Source organism: Leptothrix toolikensis (SeqCode) (genome assembly GCF_057922285.1).
Window position 1 is genome coordinate 1 of sequence record NZ_JBYSVC010000055.1, and the last position, 16,088, is coordinate 16,088.

The 16,088-nt window shown below is 55.9% G+C and carries 15 protein-coding genes; 3 read left to right on the forward strand and 12 right to left on the reverse strand.

Annotation, left to right across the window (positions count from 1 at the left end):
* The 3 genes from AC3VI7_RS09005 to AC3VI7_RS09015 all read left to right on the forward strand — a co-directional run.
* On the forward strand, positions 1-200 hold a 200-nt coding region (locus AC3VI7_RS09005), incomplete at its 5' end, for a hypothetical protein (protein WP_489671467.1).
* A complete protein-coding gene (locus AC3VI7_RS09010) occupies positions 197-1,378 on the forward strand; it encodes a Wzz/FepE/Etk N-terminal domain-containing protein (protein WP_489669231.1) in 1,182 nt (393 codons plus the stop codon). The genes AC3VI7_RS09005 and AC3VI7_RS09010, both read left to right, overlap by 4 nt.
* A 16-nt stretch (positions 1,379-1,394) precedes the next feature.
* The gene (locus AC3VI7_RS09015; RefSeq protein WP_489669232.1) at positions 1,395-3,206 is read left to right on the forward strand and encodes an acyltransferase family protein; all 1,812 of its coding nucleotides are present in this window, start codon (positions 1,395-1,397) and stop codon (positions 3,204-3,206) included.
* Between the two features lie 10 nt (positions 3,207-3,216).
* Here AC3VI7_RS09015 and AC3VI7_RS09020 read toward each other — a convergent pair whose 3' ends face one another.
* The 12 genes from AC3VI7_RS09020 to AC3VI7_RS09075 form a co-directional block, all read right to left on the reverse strand.
* Positions 3,217-4,350 carry a glycosyltransferase family 4 protein gene (locus AC3VI7_RS09020; RefSeq protein WP_489669233.1) on the reverse strand — a complete coding sequence of 378 codons (1,134 nt, stop codon included), beginning with the start codon at positions 4,348-4,350 and terminating at the stop codon, positions 3,217-3,219.
* A complete protein-coding gene (gene asnB / locus AC3VI7_RS09025) occupies positions 4,347-6,338 on the reverse strand; it encodes an asparagine synthase (glutamine-hydrolyzing) (protein ID WP_489669234.1) in 1,992 nt (663 codons plus the stop codon). Before asnB ends, AC3VI7_RS09020 begins: the two co-directional genes overlap by 4 nt.
* Entirely contained in the window at positions 6,338-7,483 is a 1,146-nt protein-coding gene (locus AC3VI7_RS09030; protein WP_489669235.1) for a glycosyltransferase family 4 protein, read from the reverse strand. The genes asnB and AC3VI7_RS09030 overlap by 1 nt, the downstream gene beginning before the upstream one ends.
* Positions 7,480-8,589, reverse strand: coding sequence for a glycosyltransferase family 4 protein (locus tag AC3VI7_RS09035; RefSeq protein ID WP_489669245.1), 1,110 nt, complete (start codon positions 8,587-8,589; stop codon positions 7,480-7,482). The genes AC3VI7_RS09030 and AC3VI7_RS09035 overlap by 4 nt, the downstream gene beginning before the upstream one ends.
* 6 nt (positions 8,590-8,595) lie before the next feature.
* On the reverse strand, positions 8,596-9,795 hold the full coding sequence (wzy, locus tag AC3VI7_RS09040) for an oligosaccharide repeat unit polymerase (protein WP_489669236.1): 1,200 nt from the start codon (positions 9,793-9,795) through the stop codon (positions 8,596-8,598).
* A 6-nt stretch (positions 9,796-9,801) separates the two neighbouring features.
* Positions 9,802-10,269, reverse strand: a complete 468-nt coding sequence (locus AC3VI7_RS09045; RefSeq protein ID WP_489669237.1) for a serine O-acetyltransferase — start codon at positions 10,267-10,269, stop codon at positions 9,802-9,804.
* 15 nt (positions 10,270-10,284) lie between these two features.
* Positions 10,285-11,214 carry a glycosyltransferase family 2 protein gene (locus AC3VI7_RS09050; protein ID WP_489669238.1) on the reverse strand — a complete coding sequence of 310 codons (930 nt, stop codon included), beginning with the start codon at positions 11,212-11,214 and terminating at the stop codon, positions 10,285-10,287.
* Between the two features lie 10 nt (positions 11,215-11,224).
* The gene (locus AC3VI7_RS09055; RefSeq protein ID WP_489669239.1) at positions 11,225-12,730 is read right to left on the reverse strand and encodes an oligosaccharide flippase family protein; all 1,506 of its coding nucleotides are present in this window, start codon (positions 12,728-12,730) and stop codon (positions 11,225-11,227) included.
* An 18-nt stretch (positions 12,731-12,748) separates the two neighbouring features.
* A complete protein-coding gene (locus tag AC3VI7_RS09060) occupies positions 12,749-13,177 on the reverse strand; it encodes a GNAT family N-acetyltransferase (RefSeq protein ID WP_489669240.1) in 429 nt (142 codons plus the stop codon).
* Between the two features lie 4 nt (positions 13,178-13,181).
* A complete protein-coding gene (locus AC3VI7_RS09065; RefSeq protein WP_489669241.1) occupies positions 13,182-13,892 on the reverse strand; it encodes a WbqC family protein in 711 nt (236 codons plus the stop codon).
* 10 nt (positions 13,893-13,902) lie between these two features.
* Entirely contained in the window at positions 13,903-15,042 is a 1,140-nt protein-coding gene (vioA, locus tag AC3VI7_RS09070) for a dTDP-4-amino-4,6-dideoxy-D-glucose aminotransferase VioA (RefSeq protein ID WP_489669242.1), read from the reverse strand.
* Positions 15,043-15,048: 6 nt separating this feature from the next.
* The coding region (locus tag AC3VI7_RS09075; protein ID WP_489671468.1) for an NAD-dependent epimerase/dehydratase family protein at positions 15,049-16,088 on the reverse strand (1,040 nt) is incomplete at its 5' end.

A 16,088-nucleotide genomic window follows, 5' to 3' on the forward strand; every position in this document is an offset into this window, starting at 1 on the left:
AGCACAACCACGCGCATCGTGGCTGGTTCGATGCCTCGCTCGACAACCTGAAACTGATGCCCGGCGACACGGTGGTCGTGCCTGAAAAGACCGACCGCGAAACCTTCTGGACCGCCGTCACCCGGGGTCTGAAGGACTGGAGCCAAGTGCTGTACCAGTTTGGTCTGACCGCCGCCGCCATCAACACCTTGAGACGATGAGCCAAGACCCGACCCCCCTCGACCCGAGCCCGCAAGACAGCGCAGAAGTCTCCCTGCTTGACCTCGCCTTGGTGTTGTTTGCCCACCGCTGGCTCGTGCTGGGCTTGCCGCTGGGCGTCGCGCTCTTGGTGCTGGGCCTGAGTTTTTTGATCCCGCCCAAATTTTCGGCCACCACCCAAATCATGTTGCCGCAGCAACAGCAAAGCGGGGCTGCGGCCCTGCTGGGTTCGCTCGGTGGCTTGGGCGGTGGCTTGGGCGGGGCGGCAGGAGCCATCGCCGGGCTGAAAAACCCGGCCGATCAATGGATCGGTCTGCTCAAAAGCCGCACCGTGCAAGACGGCATGGTGGCGCGCTTTCATCTGCGCGAGCGCTACGTGGCCACGTACCAATTCCAAGCGCGCCAGACCTTGGAGGGACTCACGCAGATCAAGTCCGGCAAAGATGGCCTGATCAGCATCAGCGTTGAAGACACCGACCCGGCCACCGCAGCCGCCATGGCGGATGCCTACATCGACGAGCTGCAAAAGCTCAGCAAAACCCTGGCGGTGACCGAAGCCGCGCAACGACGCCTCTTCTTCGAAACCCAACTGAAAGAGGCCAAAGAGCAGCTCATCAAAGCCGAAGTGGCCCTGCGCCAAAGCGGGGTGAGCGAGAGCGTGCTCAAAACCAGCCCCGATGCAGCGGTGGCGGTGCTCGCCCAAATCAAGGCCCAAGTGGCCTCAGCCGAGGTCAAGGTCGCGGTGATGCGCGGTCAATTCACGGCCGACAGCGCCGAGCTCAAACAAGCCCAGTTGGAGCTGGCCTCGGTACGCGCCCAACTGGCCAAAGCCGAACAAAACGATCCCAAAAGCGCCCAAGGTTCGGGCTCGGAGTACGTGACGCGCTATCGCGAGTTCAAGTACCAAGAAACCCTCTTTGAGCTGCTGGCCCGCCAATTTGAAATGGCCAAGGCCGACGAAGCCAAGGACGGTGCCACCATCCAAGTGGTGGACAAAGCCACCCTGCCCGAATGGAAGTCCAGCCCCAAGCGCGGCATGATGACCGTGCTGGCAGGGGTGCTGAGCCTCATCCTCTGCACCGCTTTCGTCCTGATCCGCCAAGCCCTGCGCAACGCCCGCGAGCGCGACCCGGTGTTTGCTGAGAAGCTGAAAAAGCTGCGTTGGCGACGTTCTTCTTGATCGGCTCCGACTCGATATGCTGTACAGGAAAGACATTCAAATCCTGCGAGGGATTTCTGTTTTGCTGGTTGTTTTCTTTCACCTTGACATACCAGGATTTCAGAGCGGCTTCCTCGGGGTCGATGTCTTTTTTGTCATCAGCGGCTATTTGATGGCTCTGATGTATGACCCGAATGACAAAATAGGCTTCTTTCTCCGCCGCGCTAAACGGCTGCTCCCAGCATACTTTGCCGTTGTCTTGGCAACACTGGTGATAAGTATATCTTGGACCATACCCACTGACCATCAACAGGTTGCTGATCAGTCTCTTTTTGCGACTTTATTTTTATCTAATATTGGCTTTTGGCTCGAAAATTCTTATTTTGACAAAGCAGCCTTCAAGCCCTTGCTGCATCTTTGGTCGTTGGGCGTAGAAATCCAATTCTATGTATTGATTCCGCTGGTTTATGGAATCATCAAGAAAAGCAAGTTTGGTTATGGTATTGTTTTTACGCTGTCTTTGATCGGCTGCTTCGTGATGGTGGGCTTATCCACCAAAACAGCTTTTTTCTGGATGCCTTTCAGGCTCTGGGAATTTCTTATTGGTTATGGTGCCGCACATTTCTTGCTGAACCGAAGGCCGATCCAAGCCACAGGAGGGTTGGTGGGGTCTCATGGGGCGAAATGCTTGGCGCTGGCTTTGCTGTTGACCTTGCCATGGCTCCCCATCAACGGTCAATCGCTCAGCGTCATCAACGGCCACCCAGGACTGCATGCCCTTGCGCTCTGCGCCACCACTGGGGTCATCTTGACGCTGGGTTTACCTATGTTTTTCGAGCAATCTTGGCTCGGCACGATACTTGAGAAAATAGGTACCTATTCGTACTCGATTTACTTGGTTCACTTCCCGATCATTGTTATGGTTTTATACCTGCCTTTTTCAGGGACAGTTTTAAAACCCCATAGCATGCTTCAAAGCGTGATGCTGGCCGGCCTCATCATGGCGGCATCGGCCCTGCTTTTCTTCGGCGTTGAGAAGCAAAAATATACGCAGTCAACCCACCTTTTCAAGCGGGCCACGCTTGCCATCGCCGGTATCTTCCTTTTGTACCCCGTAGGCACATGGATTCAAGCATTCATCACGCCAAAAGAATACAAGGTTATTTATCAAGCATGGGCAGATCGATCTACCTATCGATGCGGAAAAATGATTCGCCTGCTTGAGCCTTCGGCGAAATCATGTGAAATAACCCCCCATTTTGATCATCCCAGCCGAACCATTCTTCTGGTCGGCAACAGCCATGCCGATTCAATCAAAACGATTTTTGCCCATGTAGCGCAAAACAGTCATATCGCCGTTCGCTTCATGGTGGAAAACACCCCCCTGATGGACGGCGGCATCAGCCCGGAAGGCCTGATTCAAGAAGCTCAGCGCCGCAAGGTCGATGCGCTGGTGCTGCATTATTCGCCCGGAAGCATCCAAGCCAACGTGATCGAAAAGCTGGTGGCGCTGGCGCAAGCTCAAGGCCTATCGGTGTCGTTCATCATGCCGGTGCCCGTGTGGGATCAGCACATTCCCAAAGCGTTGTGGTCGCACCTGAAAGAGGGCACGCCCCTACCCACGCAGACGGCCGACCACTACGTGGCGTTCAATCACGCACGGCTCAGCCCACCCCATGCGCTCAAGGTCTACGACGTGGTCGCATCGTTTTGCCAGCCGCAGTGCTTGCTTACGGATCCAACCGGCCATCCGCTTTACTTTGATCAAAGCCACCTGACACTGACCGGCAGTGCGCGCCTAAGGCCTGTTTTTGAGCGCGTGATCTCAGATCTGACTCATCCTCTGTGAGCGGACTTCATCAAACCCGCCCCACCCGCTCCAGATAGCGCCCAATCACCTGTTCTTCCGAGAACTCGCGCTGCATCTTGAACGCAGATTGCGCGCCCATAGCTTCCAGCGCCGCACGCGGCAGCAGGGCCATGCGGGTCAGGGCATCGGCCAGGGCACCGGCGTCGCGGGCCGGGCAGAGCCAGCCGTTGCGGCCGGGCGTGATGGTGTCGCGGCAACCGGGCACGTCGGTGGCGATCAGGGGGCGGCCCATGGCACCGGCTTCAAGCAAAGTGCGCGGCACGCCCTCGCGGTAGGACGGCAGCACCACGCAATGGGCCTCAGCAATAAAAGGCCGCACATCGCCGTGATGGCCCAAATAGCTCACCACCCCTTCGGCCAGCCAAGCGGCCAGCTCATCACCACGGATCGCCGTCGGGTTGTCGGCCGCCGCCAAACCCAGCAGCTGAAAACGCATTTGCGGCAGATCCTCGCGCACCATGCGCGCGGCTTCGACAAATTCACGCACGCCCTTGTCGCCCAGTAACCGAGCGATCAGCAAGAAGGTGCGGGGCTCGGGGCGGCCCGCAGCCGGGGCAACCGCCGGCAACGGTGTGGGCTGAAAGTGCTGCAAATCGACACCCGAGCCCGGAATGCGCTCGCTTTTGGCCTCAAGCACCAAGCCGGCTTGGAGAAAAATCTGCCGGTCATCCTCGTTCTGAAAAAACACCCAGTCGATGCGCGCAAACGTCAGCCGATACAGCGCCAGCACGACTTTGGTGAGCAAGTTGCCGGCGATAAACGAACTGCCCAAGCCTGAAACATTGGCGATCTGCCGGCATGGCAGACACGTCCGGGCCAAGGCGCTGTAGATGTTGCCCTTGGGGGTGTAGGACAACACCACATCGACGCCCTCGTCTTTCAGCCAACGCCGCAAGCCCAGCACTGCGCCCAACTCGGCCCACGGGTTCTTGCCCCGACCGGAAAGCGGCCAAACGCAGTGCTTGAAACCCGCAGCGGTGATGCGCGCACTATCTTGCGCCGGGGCGACATCGGGCGGAGCGATGGCGATCACCTCGTGCCCGGCATGGCGCAGCGCCCGCATCAGGTTGAGGCGGAAGTTGGCCACGTACCAAGCCGTGTTGGCCACCACAGCGATCTTCATGCGGGGTCCTTGCGCGCTTGCTCATCCAACCAAGCTTGGAACATCAGCACGTCCCACACATGCGCTTGCCAATCGCGCCGACCGTGGACATGGTCGTCCCATTTGCTACGCACCGCTGCCACGTCAAAGTAGCCTTCGCGCGCCAAGCGGGCTGGGTCCAGCAAGGCTTCGGCCCAGTCTTTGAGCGGGGCGCGCAGCCAACCCTTGAGCGGGATGGCAAAGCCCATCTTCGGGCGGTCGATCAGGGCTTGGGGCACATGGCGATAGAGCACTTGGCGCAGCGGCCACTTGGTCACCCCGGCGTGCAATTTGAGGGCCTGCGGCAAGCAAGCGGCAAATTCGACCACGCGGTGATCGAGCATCGGCACGCGTGATTCGAGCGACACGCCCATCGCCGCGCGGTCCACCTTGGTCAAGATGTCGCCCGGCAAGTAGCTGAGCTGATCGAGCACCATCATGCGTTCGACCTCGCTCAAGCCCGGCATCAAGCTGGCCGAGCATTCGCTCAAGATGGTGGTCGGCTCGCTGGAGCCCAGCACCACTTTGGCCGGATCGGGCCAGTGACTAATCAAGCCACGGTACAGATCGCCAAAATGCGCGCTGCCCAGCAAACCCGCGCCCTTGTAGATCTTGTCGCCCAGAATCGGGTGTCGGTGCTTGGCCGGCAAGCTCGACTCCACCAGATCAATCAACCGATTCCACTGATCGGGCGAGAGCAGCTGCAACGCCGACGAGGCCAAATGGCGCAGCGGCCGGGGCACCTTGGACATGCGATGCCAGAGCTTGTGCGCCAAGCGATAGCGCTCGTAGCCGCAAAACAGCTCATCACCGCCGTCGCCCGAGAGCGACACCGTGACGTGCTGGCGCGCCAGTTGCGAGACCAAAAAAGTCGGGATCTGTGACGAATCAGCAAACGGCTCGTCATAGAGCTTGGGCAGATCCGGGATCACCGCCAAAGCTTGCTCGGGCTCGATGTAGAGCTCGGTGTGTTCAGTACCCAAGTGCTGCGCCACCGCTTTGGCGTGCTCAGCCTCGTTGTAGCCCGGCTCATGAAAACCGATGGTGAAGGTTTTGACCGGGCGGCTCGACTGCACTTGCATCAAGGCCACCACAGCGGAGGAGTCGATGCCGCCCGACAAAAAAGCCCCCAGCGGCACGTCAGCCATCATCTGCTGGCCCACGGCGTCTTTGAGCAGCGCTTCCAAGCGATCCACCGCATCCAACTCGCTACCCACAAAGGGCTCGGCATGACCCTGCAACGCCACCTCAAGCGCCGACCAGTACGCGTGGATCTGCGGCTCAGGCTGGGCCTGCGACACCTGCAACCAGCAGCCCGGCTCCAGTTTGTGGATGCCTTGATAAATGGCATGCGGCGCGCCGATGTAGTTGTGGCGCAGCAGCAACGTGAGCGCGTCGCGGTCCACCACCGCCGCAAAGGCCGGATGAGCGCGCAGCGCCTTGAGTTCTGAGCCAAACAACAAGGTGCGCGCGTGGCTGCCCACCCCGCCCTGCCAACCCCAGTAAAGCGGCTTTTCACCCATGCGGTCGCGCGCCAAGCTCAAGGTGCGCTCTTGGCGATCCCAAAGCGCGATGGCAAACATGCCCACAGTGCGCTTCAAGGTCGCTTCAAAACCCCACGTCTCGAAGCCGGCCAACAAGGTTTCGGTGTCCGAATGCCCGCGCCAAGCCGGGGCTTGCCCAAGCTGCGCCAGCTCAGCGCGCAGTTGGGTGTGGTTGTAGATCTCGCCGTTGAACGCGATCACGTAGCGCCCGCTGGCCGATCTCATGGGCTGATGGCCGGCTTCGCTCAAATCAACGATGGCTAAGCGCCGGTGCCCCAAGCCGATGCCCGCCTCCCGATCCGACCACACCCCGGCACTGTCCGGCCCCCGATGCCGCAACGCCCCCGCCATCCGCCGCAGCAACGCCTCAGCATCCAGGCGCGGACCGATATCGCCCAAGGACAAAAAACCTGTCAATCCGCACATCAGGTTGATCCCTTCTTGGTTGACGCCACAACTTGGGCGTACACCGCTTCAGTACGTTCGCGCGCCCGCTGCATGGAAAACTCGCTCTGCACCCGAGCATGCGCTCGGCCACCCATGGCCGCGCGGTCCTCGGCACTCATCGCCAGCAGATCGAGCAAACCTTGCGCCAAGGCTTGCGGGTTTTCGCGCTCGACGACCCGTGCGGTGTCGCCCACCAGCAAGGCGGTATCGCCCACATCGGTGACTACGCTGGGACGCGCCATCACCATGGCCTCGCCCACCACAAGGGGGAAAGCTTCGGTGCGCGAGGAGGAACAAAACACATCCATGGCCGCCAGCAAGCGCGGCACATCGCTGCGTTCACCCAGCAAAACAAAGCGTTCCGCGCACCCCGTCACCGCAATCCAAGACCACAAGATGGCGTTGTCTTTGTCCAACCCGGTACCCACCATCAGAAAGCGCACCTCGGGCCGACACTCGGCCACCCGCGCAGCAGCTTCGACAAAATTGCGGTGGTCTTTGGCGGGGTTGAAACGCCCGACGCAGCCGATCAACACCTGGCCCACCGCCATGCCCAGCTCAGCGCGCAAGGCGGCGGTCTCTGCGGCGATCGGTGCGACATCGGTGTCAAAACCGTTCGGAATCACCGTGATACGCGCCGCGTCATAGCCTCGCGCCACATGCACCCGGCGCGAGGCTTCAGCCACACATAGGATGCGGCTCGGCAGCCAAGACGAACTCCAGGCGCACAGCTTTTGCACCACCCGGGTTGGGTGTGAGCCGCTGCGTTTCAGGTCCAGCGAATGAATGCCCCAGATCACCGGCACTCCACCGGCCATCTTGGCCGCCAAGCCCCCCAGAAAATCGGCGTGATACATCCACGTTTGCACCACATCGGGCTGGATCTGCCGGATCAGGCGCTGCAAGGCCCAAAGTACACGCGGCACCCCGAAAGCACTGCGCAACCCCAAGGCATACACCGGCACCCCCATGGCTTGCAGCACATCACCGTAGACGCCCATAGTGGTGAGCGAGATGACCTCGTGCTGATAGCTCGTGTTGCCTTGATGGGCTTGCACGAGCCGCTTGAGCATCATTTCTGCCCCGCCGCGACCCAAGCCGATGATGACGTGGAGGACCTTCACGCTCGCACCGCAGCAAACAAGCCGTCCCACACCTTGAGCACCGCTTCCAAGGCATAGCGGTCGATCACCGAGGCGCGCGCATGGCGGCCCAAGTTGTGGCGCAAAGCGGCATCACCCATCAACTGCGCCAAAGCACGGCGCAAGGCATCGCGGTCACGCAGCCCGACCAACAAAGCATCGATCCCGCCGCGACTCATCTCGTATGGGCCGCTGGGGCAATCGGTGCTGACACAGGGCAAGCCCACGCCCATGGCTTCGAGCAGCGCATTGGGAAAGCCCTCAAAACGCGACGCCATGACAAAGGCATCGGCCTCGCTCATCACTTGCCAAGGGGCATGGGTGCTGCCACGCAGAAAAACGCGCTGCCCCAGCCCCAAATGCACGATCTGCGCCTCTAGCTTGGCGCGTTGCGGGCCTTCGCCGTAGATCGCCAGATCCCAGTCCGGAAACTTAGGCGCCAACGTGGCAAAGGCGTCGATGATCCGACCCACCTGCTTTTCTTCTGAAAGTCGTCCAAGGCTCAGCAAGGTTTTACGGCCGGTGTTTTCTTGCTCCAAGTGGTTGGCCTGCCAGCCCAGAACATCCATGGGCAAGGGGTTCGGCACCACGGCCACCCGCTCCAAGCCGCCATAAACCTGATGGATGCTGGCCTGCACCGCCTCGGTTTGCACGGTGACCCAATCGGCATGCCGATAAAACCACTGGCACGCCATTTTCCAAACCCACCCCACCGGCTGAATCGACGGATCACTGCGCTCGCAAACGATGCATGGCACGCCCGTAAAAGCGGTCGCAGCCAAGGCGGCAATATTCACATTCGGCAAAAAAGAAACCACCACATCCGGTTTTTTCTCTTTCACCATCTGCCGCAACGCCTTCAACCGCGCCCCATACCTTTTGCCCCCACCTTGAACAACCCCAACCCGCTCTGACAAATAGATCAAATCAATATCAGGATGCAACTGATAGAACGGCTTCCCGCCCCCGGAAAACGTCGGCACCAACGTCACCTCATCCCCCCTTTGTGCCCACGCATTACAAAGCGTGGCCGCCACACGTTCGGCACCACCGGAGCTAAGGGAACTGATGAGGAAGATGATTTTCAAAGCCATTCAAGTTGTCTTTTCTTGGGAAATAAAATTCTGCGGAACAAGAAATTTATAAAGAAACACATAAACCAACACAGAAACAACAAAGGTGAACTGAACATCCATCCATCCGTGGAACACATACAAAAATGAGGCCAGATGCAATACCGGCACTATAGACATCACACCTATAAATCTACCAACGGCCCAATATGGCAACCACATCATAAACAAAACATAGATCACATAAACAGGAACAACATACCAATTCATCAAGAAAATCCAACCAGAAAACCCTGTATTTGTATACCAAGAAAGATCATCAACATAATATCCATCGCCGATTTTACTAAAATCAACAAGATATCTAGACGCAATGTATTTCTGAAGTGATTCCATCTCGCCATACTTACCCGGAATTAGCCTCATAAAAATAGGATTATTAATATACCAAGGAACAATAATTCCTGACTGAATGTCATTTAAAACATCTTCAGACTCTTGGGAAATCAAAACAACATTTGACACATGCTGCATTCTATTAAAAAGCTTTATGTAAGACTCAAAATACAACAACTCGCCAACTTCAGCGCCGCGAGCCTGCTCCCTGATGCTGTTTGCAAAAGGAAACGCAGCTAAACCAATCAAGGAAACAAGCATTATTTTATAATATGCACGCCAAACATTACTACCACGAAGAAAATAAAACGATTCAATCAAGAACAAGATCAACCAAACACCACCCCAACCACGCAGCACATTACTTACAACAAACAAAATTAAATTATATTTTGGGAAGGCACTCGCCCTCGCATGCGCATAATAAAGCATAAAAAATATATCGGCATGCAAATAACTAACAATGGTAACAATTACATTGGCGTCACCCCCCTTAGATCCAGCACGACCGTAGCCCAAAAATAGAGCAACAAGAAAAGTACAAAGCTGAATAAAAAAAACAATATAACCAAATAACTTAGGCGGTTTTGATTGGCAATCCGATCCATCTACAAAATATTTTTCAAAAATCTTAGCCAGCACAACAATCGCAATAAGCGAACCTACTAGCAACAAAAAACATCCAACAACCTCATAATAAGAAGCCGACACCATCACTGGCACCATATCGACCAACATAAAATCAAAATATAAAATACCAATAAAGGCCAACATATTTGGCACAAAATACATGAAAAAAGGAATAAGTAGGTATGTATAGCCCATGACTTATCACCGCTGCGTATGACGAGGCTTATTCTTTGCAGGAACACCGACAGCAATAGAATCAGGCGGAACATCACGAATCACGACAGCATTGGCTCCGACAATAGATCGATCACCTATTTTCACGCCGCCAAGTATTTTTGCACCCGTCGATAAAACACAAAAATTACCAACAACAGGCTGCGAATTAAAAGTTGTTTCTGTGTCTTTATTACCCAGAGTAACACCATTAAATATTTTACAACCTCGCCCAATTACAACATCAGCCCCAATAACAATATCATGGCCATGAACAAAAATAACATCGCGAGGTATTTTCGCTTTGCAAGATATATCGCTAGCAAACAGCACCCGAATGACATACTCAAAAAATCTCGATAAAAAACTCCCACAAAAAGGAACTCGGAGCATTACTTGACCAATCACAATTAGAGCCAACATTTGCTTGGTATGATTAAATAACAAATAAATCATGACAAACCACCGCAATTAATCATTTGAATTCGCCAAAGACAAAGGCAATTTATTATTTCGGCAATTTATTATTTCACTCAAGGAAATACTCCCAATCATACGAACAAGAACACTCAAGCCAAAGCTCAGACTACTGGATTTATGCTTAACATCAGACAATACCAAGAGAAGGGTCTTTGCAGCAATAACTTTTTTATCACCAATACTCTCATCGTAAAAAAACATAAGCCATTTATATATTTTTATACGTATACTGCCACGATTTCGACTTATGCCAGAATCAATACGATACACGCCATAAACACCAGATGGAATAAATGCAGCGTATCCGTGATTATATGCCAAATGCATAATATTCTCTGAAAAATCAAGCGCATCTATATTAACGCCGATGCTATTACGGCACCGCCTATACATTTTTGAGCTGTGTATTCCAGCAGTAATATTCGATATTAAATCATTTATACAAATCATTTTTTCGGCAAGCAAATCATAATTATACTCTTGATAATGCATGCAGCCAGTCATGTTATTTAGAATACCCATTCTATGCCAGACAATCTGGCAACTATTATTAGCATCCAAGTAGTCTGATTGAACTTGTAATTTTCCAGGCATAGAAAAATCATCGCCATCCAAATGAGCAACGTATTCTCCTTTGGCCAAGCCATGAACACTAAAATAGTTGCAAGATGGTCCTATATTTTTTTCATGAAAAACAGGCCTAACAATATGTGAGTATTTTTTTGAAAAATCGCTCACTATACCGCGAGTCCCATCCGTCGAACAATCATCACCCACAATGATTTCAAATGGGAAATCTGTTTCCTGATCGACCAAACTTTGCAGGCATTGGGCGATGTATTTTTCTTGGTTATACGTCACAACGCACACTGAAACCTTCGGGTGCGGGGTTTCTGGGGATGAGGGTGTCGTGGGGGTCATGGGGAAGCAGTCAAAGGGTTCGGGCCAGCCATTTTTGGCGGATGAAGCCTCGGCATGGGGCGGAACTGAGGGCGGCGAAGGTCATCACTGCCATGCCGATGAGCAGCAAAAGCGCCACCAGCCCGAGACGGGATGCGGGAGGAATCAGAACGGCCATGGCCGACAGGGCGGCAACCGCTGTGACCAAGGCCACAGGGCCGACATCTTGAAAAAGCCAGCGCCCATGCAGTCCCGGCGCAAAACGTCGGTGAACCAAGGGCACCCAGAAGAGGAAATAGGCGGCGTTGGCGCTCAGCCAAGCCCAACCGGCGCCGGTGGCACCAAAGTTAAGCGTCGCCCAAATCACGGTGGGGATCAGCACCACCACGAAGAGCACGTTGCCAAGCAGGTGCAGGCGCACATCGCCCTTGGCGAACTGGAGGTAATAGGGAAAAGCGCCCAGCGCCAAGATGCCGTTGCCCAAGGCGTAAAGGCGCAGGATGGGTGCGGCGTGCGCGGCGGTGGTGGCGTTGCCGGTCCAGGCCCAGAGCAGCGGCTCGGCAAAACAAGCCAGCATCAGGGCCACCGGCAGCGCAATCACCGCCACCCACTGCGTGGCCTTGCGGTAAAGGTCGATCAAGCCTTGCTCGTCGTGCTGCGCTTGCAGCCGACTCAGGCGCGGCAAAAGCGCGGTGCTGATCGGGCCGCTGACGATCGACACACCACCCGCCACCAACACCGCCAAGGTGAAATAAGCGTATTCGCCCAAGGGCAAGAGTTTGGAGAGCACCAGCTTGTCGGTCTGCGTCACAAACACCCACACCGCACTGGTGAAAGCGATGCTGAGCGAAAACTTGAGCACGCCGCGCAAGGGTGCCCACGACCAACCTACGCGTGATCCCGAAGGCAACGCCGGCATCAAGCGATAGGTTTTGACGGCCAGCACCGCCGTTTCCACACAGGCCACCACGAGCTGATAGCCGAAGAAATGCGCTGGCGTGGTGCCCCACAGATAAAAGACGGGCAACACCAAGACAAAACGCGCGGTGGCCATGGCGGCGTTCAACTGACCCAGCCAAACTTGCTGCTCAAAGCCCCCAATCGCGCCGCGATACAAACCGGCCACCCAACGCAGGCCGATGATGGCCGCCATCAACTCAATCGCCAGCCGCACCTGATCCAGCGGCAAATGCTCCACCTTGAGCCAGCGCGCCGCGATGGCGTCGGCCCCCACCATCAGCGCCAGCGCCCCAAGCAAGCCCACGGCATAGAAAACACCTTCCAGCGCGCGCAACAACTGCCGCAACTGCAAGGCGTCCATCGCCCCACCGGCAAAACGCGCCGTCTCACGCGACATCGTGGGTGCCAGGCCCATATCGAGCAGCAAAAACCACGCCTGCAACATCGCATAAAAGCCAATCAACCCATAGGCCTCAGCACCCATGAACTGGATGTAGACCGGCACGATCACGATGCCGATCAACGTGACGTAGATCTGGCTGGCGTAGCTGGCGAGGACGTTGCGCTTGAATCCCAAAAATATGTCCTTGTTATATCAATATTGAGTCAAATCACACCGCATTTGCCATTTACCACCAACTTCGCCAGTCACAGAAAAACCTAATCCCCTATAAATATTAATAGCTATTTTGTTAGAAGGCAATACCTCTAAATCACAAGTATGAAAACCTCTTTTTTTTGCAATACACAAAACTTGCCTCACTAATAAACAACCTAAACCTTGGCTACGCGCGCGCGAACTCACCAAAACAAGGCTGATGAAGGCCGTCTTTGCATCAAAATCATTGCAATAAAATGCAATGAACCCTGAAATAGACCCTCTATCAAAGAGGCAACTTATCTCGGCTTTGTTAACAATTTTTTCAATATAGCTATTAATATTGACATCAACAAATATATCTAACGTATGAGCAGCTTGCTCACGGAGAACAAGATCAATGATCTGTTGACGAAGTCCATTCATGATGTCAATCAACCGTACTCATGGACAACTCAAGCTCATAAATTCCCAGCAAATCAAGCACATGACTGGGACTGCACCACATCAAGGTGTCGATCATCGAGAGGTAGGGCACAAAGTCGGCCGAGCCTTGGGCATAGGGTGGCAGCAGCGGCTTGGTAAAGCGGAGTTCGATGCCTGCGGCCTGGAAATGCTCGGTGCTGTACAGGCTCTTTCCACCGATGGAGTTGTGATAGTGGGTGGCCTTTTTTTGACGGCAAACCTCTATCACGCGATCTTCAGCGCGGCAATCATCAGCCACGGTCAGATCGGAGGCGAAAGAAAAGACCCGAGGCACCTTCAAATAATCAAAAACCGCCGTGATGCTCTGGGCATTCTTGCGGGCGACACCAAGGTCTTGGTCGTTGATCACACCTTCAATGATCGGATACACGGCCTCAAAAAACGGGGCCTTGGCGTAAGCCGAGCGAATCTGCTTGAGAAACACCTCAAATCGGCCGGTGTAGTTGTGTTGCGCAATGGTTCTGAAACTGCTGATCGAAGCCACCGGCAGACTGAAGTCAAAGCGCGCGCAATTCAACAAGATGGCGTTGCGATTGATGAAACCCTGTTTGATGAAATTGGCATCGTCATAGAAGACAAATTCATCGACCGAAAACGCCAGTTGGTAATAGCCGATGTATGGAAAAACATAGGGCTGCATCAAAGCAAGCTTCATGCTTACCTCATCAAGCGCAAGCGCGAATCTGCGCCACCACGCGGTCTTGATCCGCGTCGCTCAAGGCGGGATAGATCGGCAGGCAGAGCACTTTGCGGGCGACCTCGCTGGCCACGGGCAGGTTGCCAGGGGCGGCGGAGGGCAGGCCGCGATACATGGGGAAGTCGGAGATCAGCGGGTAGAAGTAGCGCCGGGCAAAGATGTTGTGCTCGCGCAAACGCTGATAGAGCGCGTCGCGGCTGAGCGGGAAATCGGGCTCGATCAGGATGGGGAAGTACGAGTGGTTCGCCACCGCTTCACCGGCGTCAGCCACACAGCGCAGGCCGGGCACCTCAGCCAGCGCAGCGCGGTAGCGGGCGGCGATGGCCGCGCGGCGCGCCATGGCGACATCGATGTGCTTGAGTTGCAATAAACCAAACGAAGCGTTCAGCTCGCTCATCTTGCCGTTGATGCCGGGGGCGACCACGGTGACTTCATCGACAAAACCGAAGTTCTTCAGGTGGTCGATGCGTTGCTTGGTTTTGGCGTCGGGGCAGACGATGGCCCCGCCTTCAAAGGTGTTGAACACCTTGGTGGCGTGAAAACTCAGCACCGACAAGTCGCCAAACCGCAGCACGCTGGTGCCCGGGGTGGTTTGCACCCCAAAGGCGTGGGCGGCGTCGTAGATCACCTTCAAGTTGTAGTTGTCAGCGATCTTCTGGATGGCATCCACATCACAGGGGTGACCGTAGCAATGCACCGGCAAGATGGCGGTGGTCTGCGGCGTGATGGCGGCCTCGATCCGGCGCGGGTCGAGGTTCAGGGTTTGCGGGTCGATATCGACAAACACCGGCTTGATGCCGTTCCACAGCAACGAGTGCGCCGTGGCCACAAAGGAGTACGGCGTGGTGATCACTTCCCCCGTGATGCGCAGCGCCTGCAAGGCCGTGACCAGCGCCAACGTGCCGTTGGTAAAGAGGGCAATGTGCTCGACGCCAAGGTGCTCACACAAGGCCTTTTCAAGCTGCTGATGAAACGGCCCGCCGTTGGTGAGGATCTTGTTCGACCAGATCTGCTCTAAATAGGGCTGGAACTCGGCCAGATCGGGCAGAAAAGGCTGGGTGACGTAGATCGGTGTGGGCACAGGCGCGGCGGCGGGGGGCGTCGTCATGAGCGGTCAGATCACTTCGTGATGCAGCAAGTGGTCCACGTACCACGTCATGGCCAGACCGAGGCCTTCGGCAACGCGGTGCGTGGGCTGGTAGCCGAGCAAGTTGTAGGCCTTGCCGATGTCAGCCAGCGAATGGCGCACATCGCCAGCGCGGAACTCGCGGTATTGCGGCACAACGTCTTGCAGGTGCGGAAAACGCGGCAGCAAGGCATGGCGCAAATGGCCGTAAAGCTCGTTCAAGGTGGTGCGGTCGCCCACGGCCACGTTGTAGACCTGATTGACCGCCGCCGGATCGGTGGTCAAGGCCGCCAACAAATTGGCTTGCACGGTGTTGGCGATGAAGCAGAAATCGCGGCTGGTTTCACCGTCGCCGTTGATATAGACCGGCTCAGCAGCGATCAGGCTCGCAATCCACTTCGGGATCACCGCCGCATACGCGCCGTCCGGGTCTTGGCGCGGGCCGAAGACATTGAAATAACGCAGGCCAATGCTTTGCAGCGCGTAGGTGCGGTCAAAGACGTCGGCGTACATCTCGTTGACCGCTTTGGTCACGGCGTAGGGCGAAAGCGGCTTGCCGATGCGCTCTTCGACCTTGGGCAAACCGGGGTGGTCACCGTAGGTGGAGCTGGAGGCGGCGTAGACAAAGCGCTTGACCTTGGCGTCACGCGCAGCGACCAGCATGTTCAGAAAACCGCTGATGTTGACGTCGTGGGTGGTGATCGGGTCTTGCACCGAACGCGGCACGCTGCCAAGGGCCGCCTGATGCAACACCAGATCGACCCCGGTACAGGCTTGGCGGCAGGTGTCCAGATCACGGATGTCGCCCCGGATGAAGCGCAGCCGCGCCCACTGCTCAGGGCTCACCAAGCTTTGGACTTCATCCAAGTTGCGCTGATGGCCGGTGGCGAAGTTGTCCAAGCCCACCACGGGCTGATCCAGCTTGAGCAGGGCTTCAAGCAAGTGGCTGCCGATGAAACCCGCCACACCCGTGATCAGCCACGTGCGCGGCTGGGCTTGGAGGGTGGCGCGAACGGCTTCGAGACCGG

Bases quoted from the DNA above. Each gene is read 5' to 3' on its own strand.
- AC3VI7_RS09010 (WP_489669231.1), top strand. From the start codon at position 197: ATGAGCCAAGACCCGACCCCCCTCGACCCGAGCCCGCAAGACAGCGCA.
- AC3VI7_RS09015 (WP_489669232.1), top strand. From the start codon at position 1,395: ATGCTGTACAGGAAAGACATTCAAATCCTGCGAGGGATTTCTGTTTTG.
- AC3VI7_RS09020 (WP_489669233.1), bottom strand. From the start codon at position 4,350: ATGAAGATCGCTGTGGTGGCCAACACGGCTTGGTACGTGGCCAACTTC.
- asnB (WP_489669234.1), bottom strand. From the start codon at position 6,338: ATGTGCGGATTGACAGGTTTTTTGTCCTTGGGCGATATCGGTCCGCGC.
- wzy (WP_489669236.1), bottom strand. From the start codon at position 9,795: ATGGGCTATACATACCTACTTATTCCTTTTTTCATGTATTTTGTGCCA.
- AC3VI7_RS09045 (WP_489669237.1), bottom strand. From the start codon at position 10,269: ATGATTTATTTGTTATTTAATCATACCAAGCAAATGTTGGCTCTAATT.
- AC3VI7_RS09050 (WP_489669238.1), bottom strand. From the start codon at position 11,214: ATGACCCCCACGACACCCTCATCCCCAGAAACCCCGCACCCGAAGGTT.
- AC3VI7_RS09060 (WP_489669240.1), bottom strand. From the start codon at position 13,177: ATGAATGGACTTCGTCAACAGATCATTGATCTTGTTCTCCGTGAGCAA.
- AC3VI7_RS09065 (WP_489669241.1), bottom strand. From the start codon at position 13,892: ATGAAGCTTGCTTTGATGCAGCCCTATGTTTTTCCATACATCGGCTAT.
- vioA (WP_489669242.1), bottom strand. From the start codon at position 15,042: ATGACGACGCCCCCCGCCGCCGCGCCTGTGCCCACACCGATCTACGTC.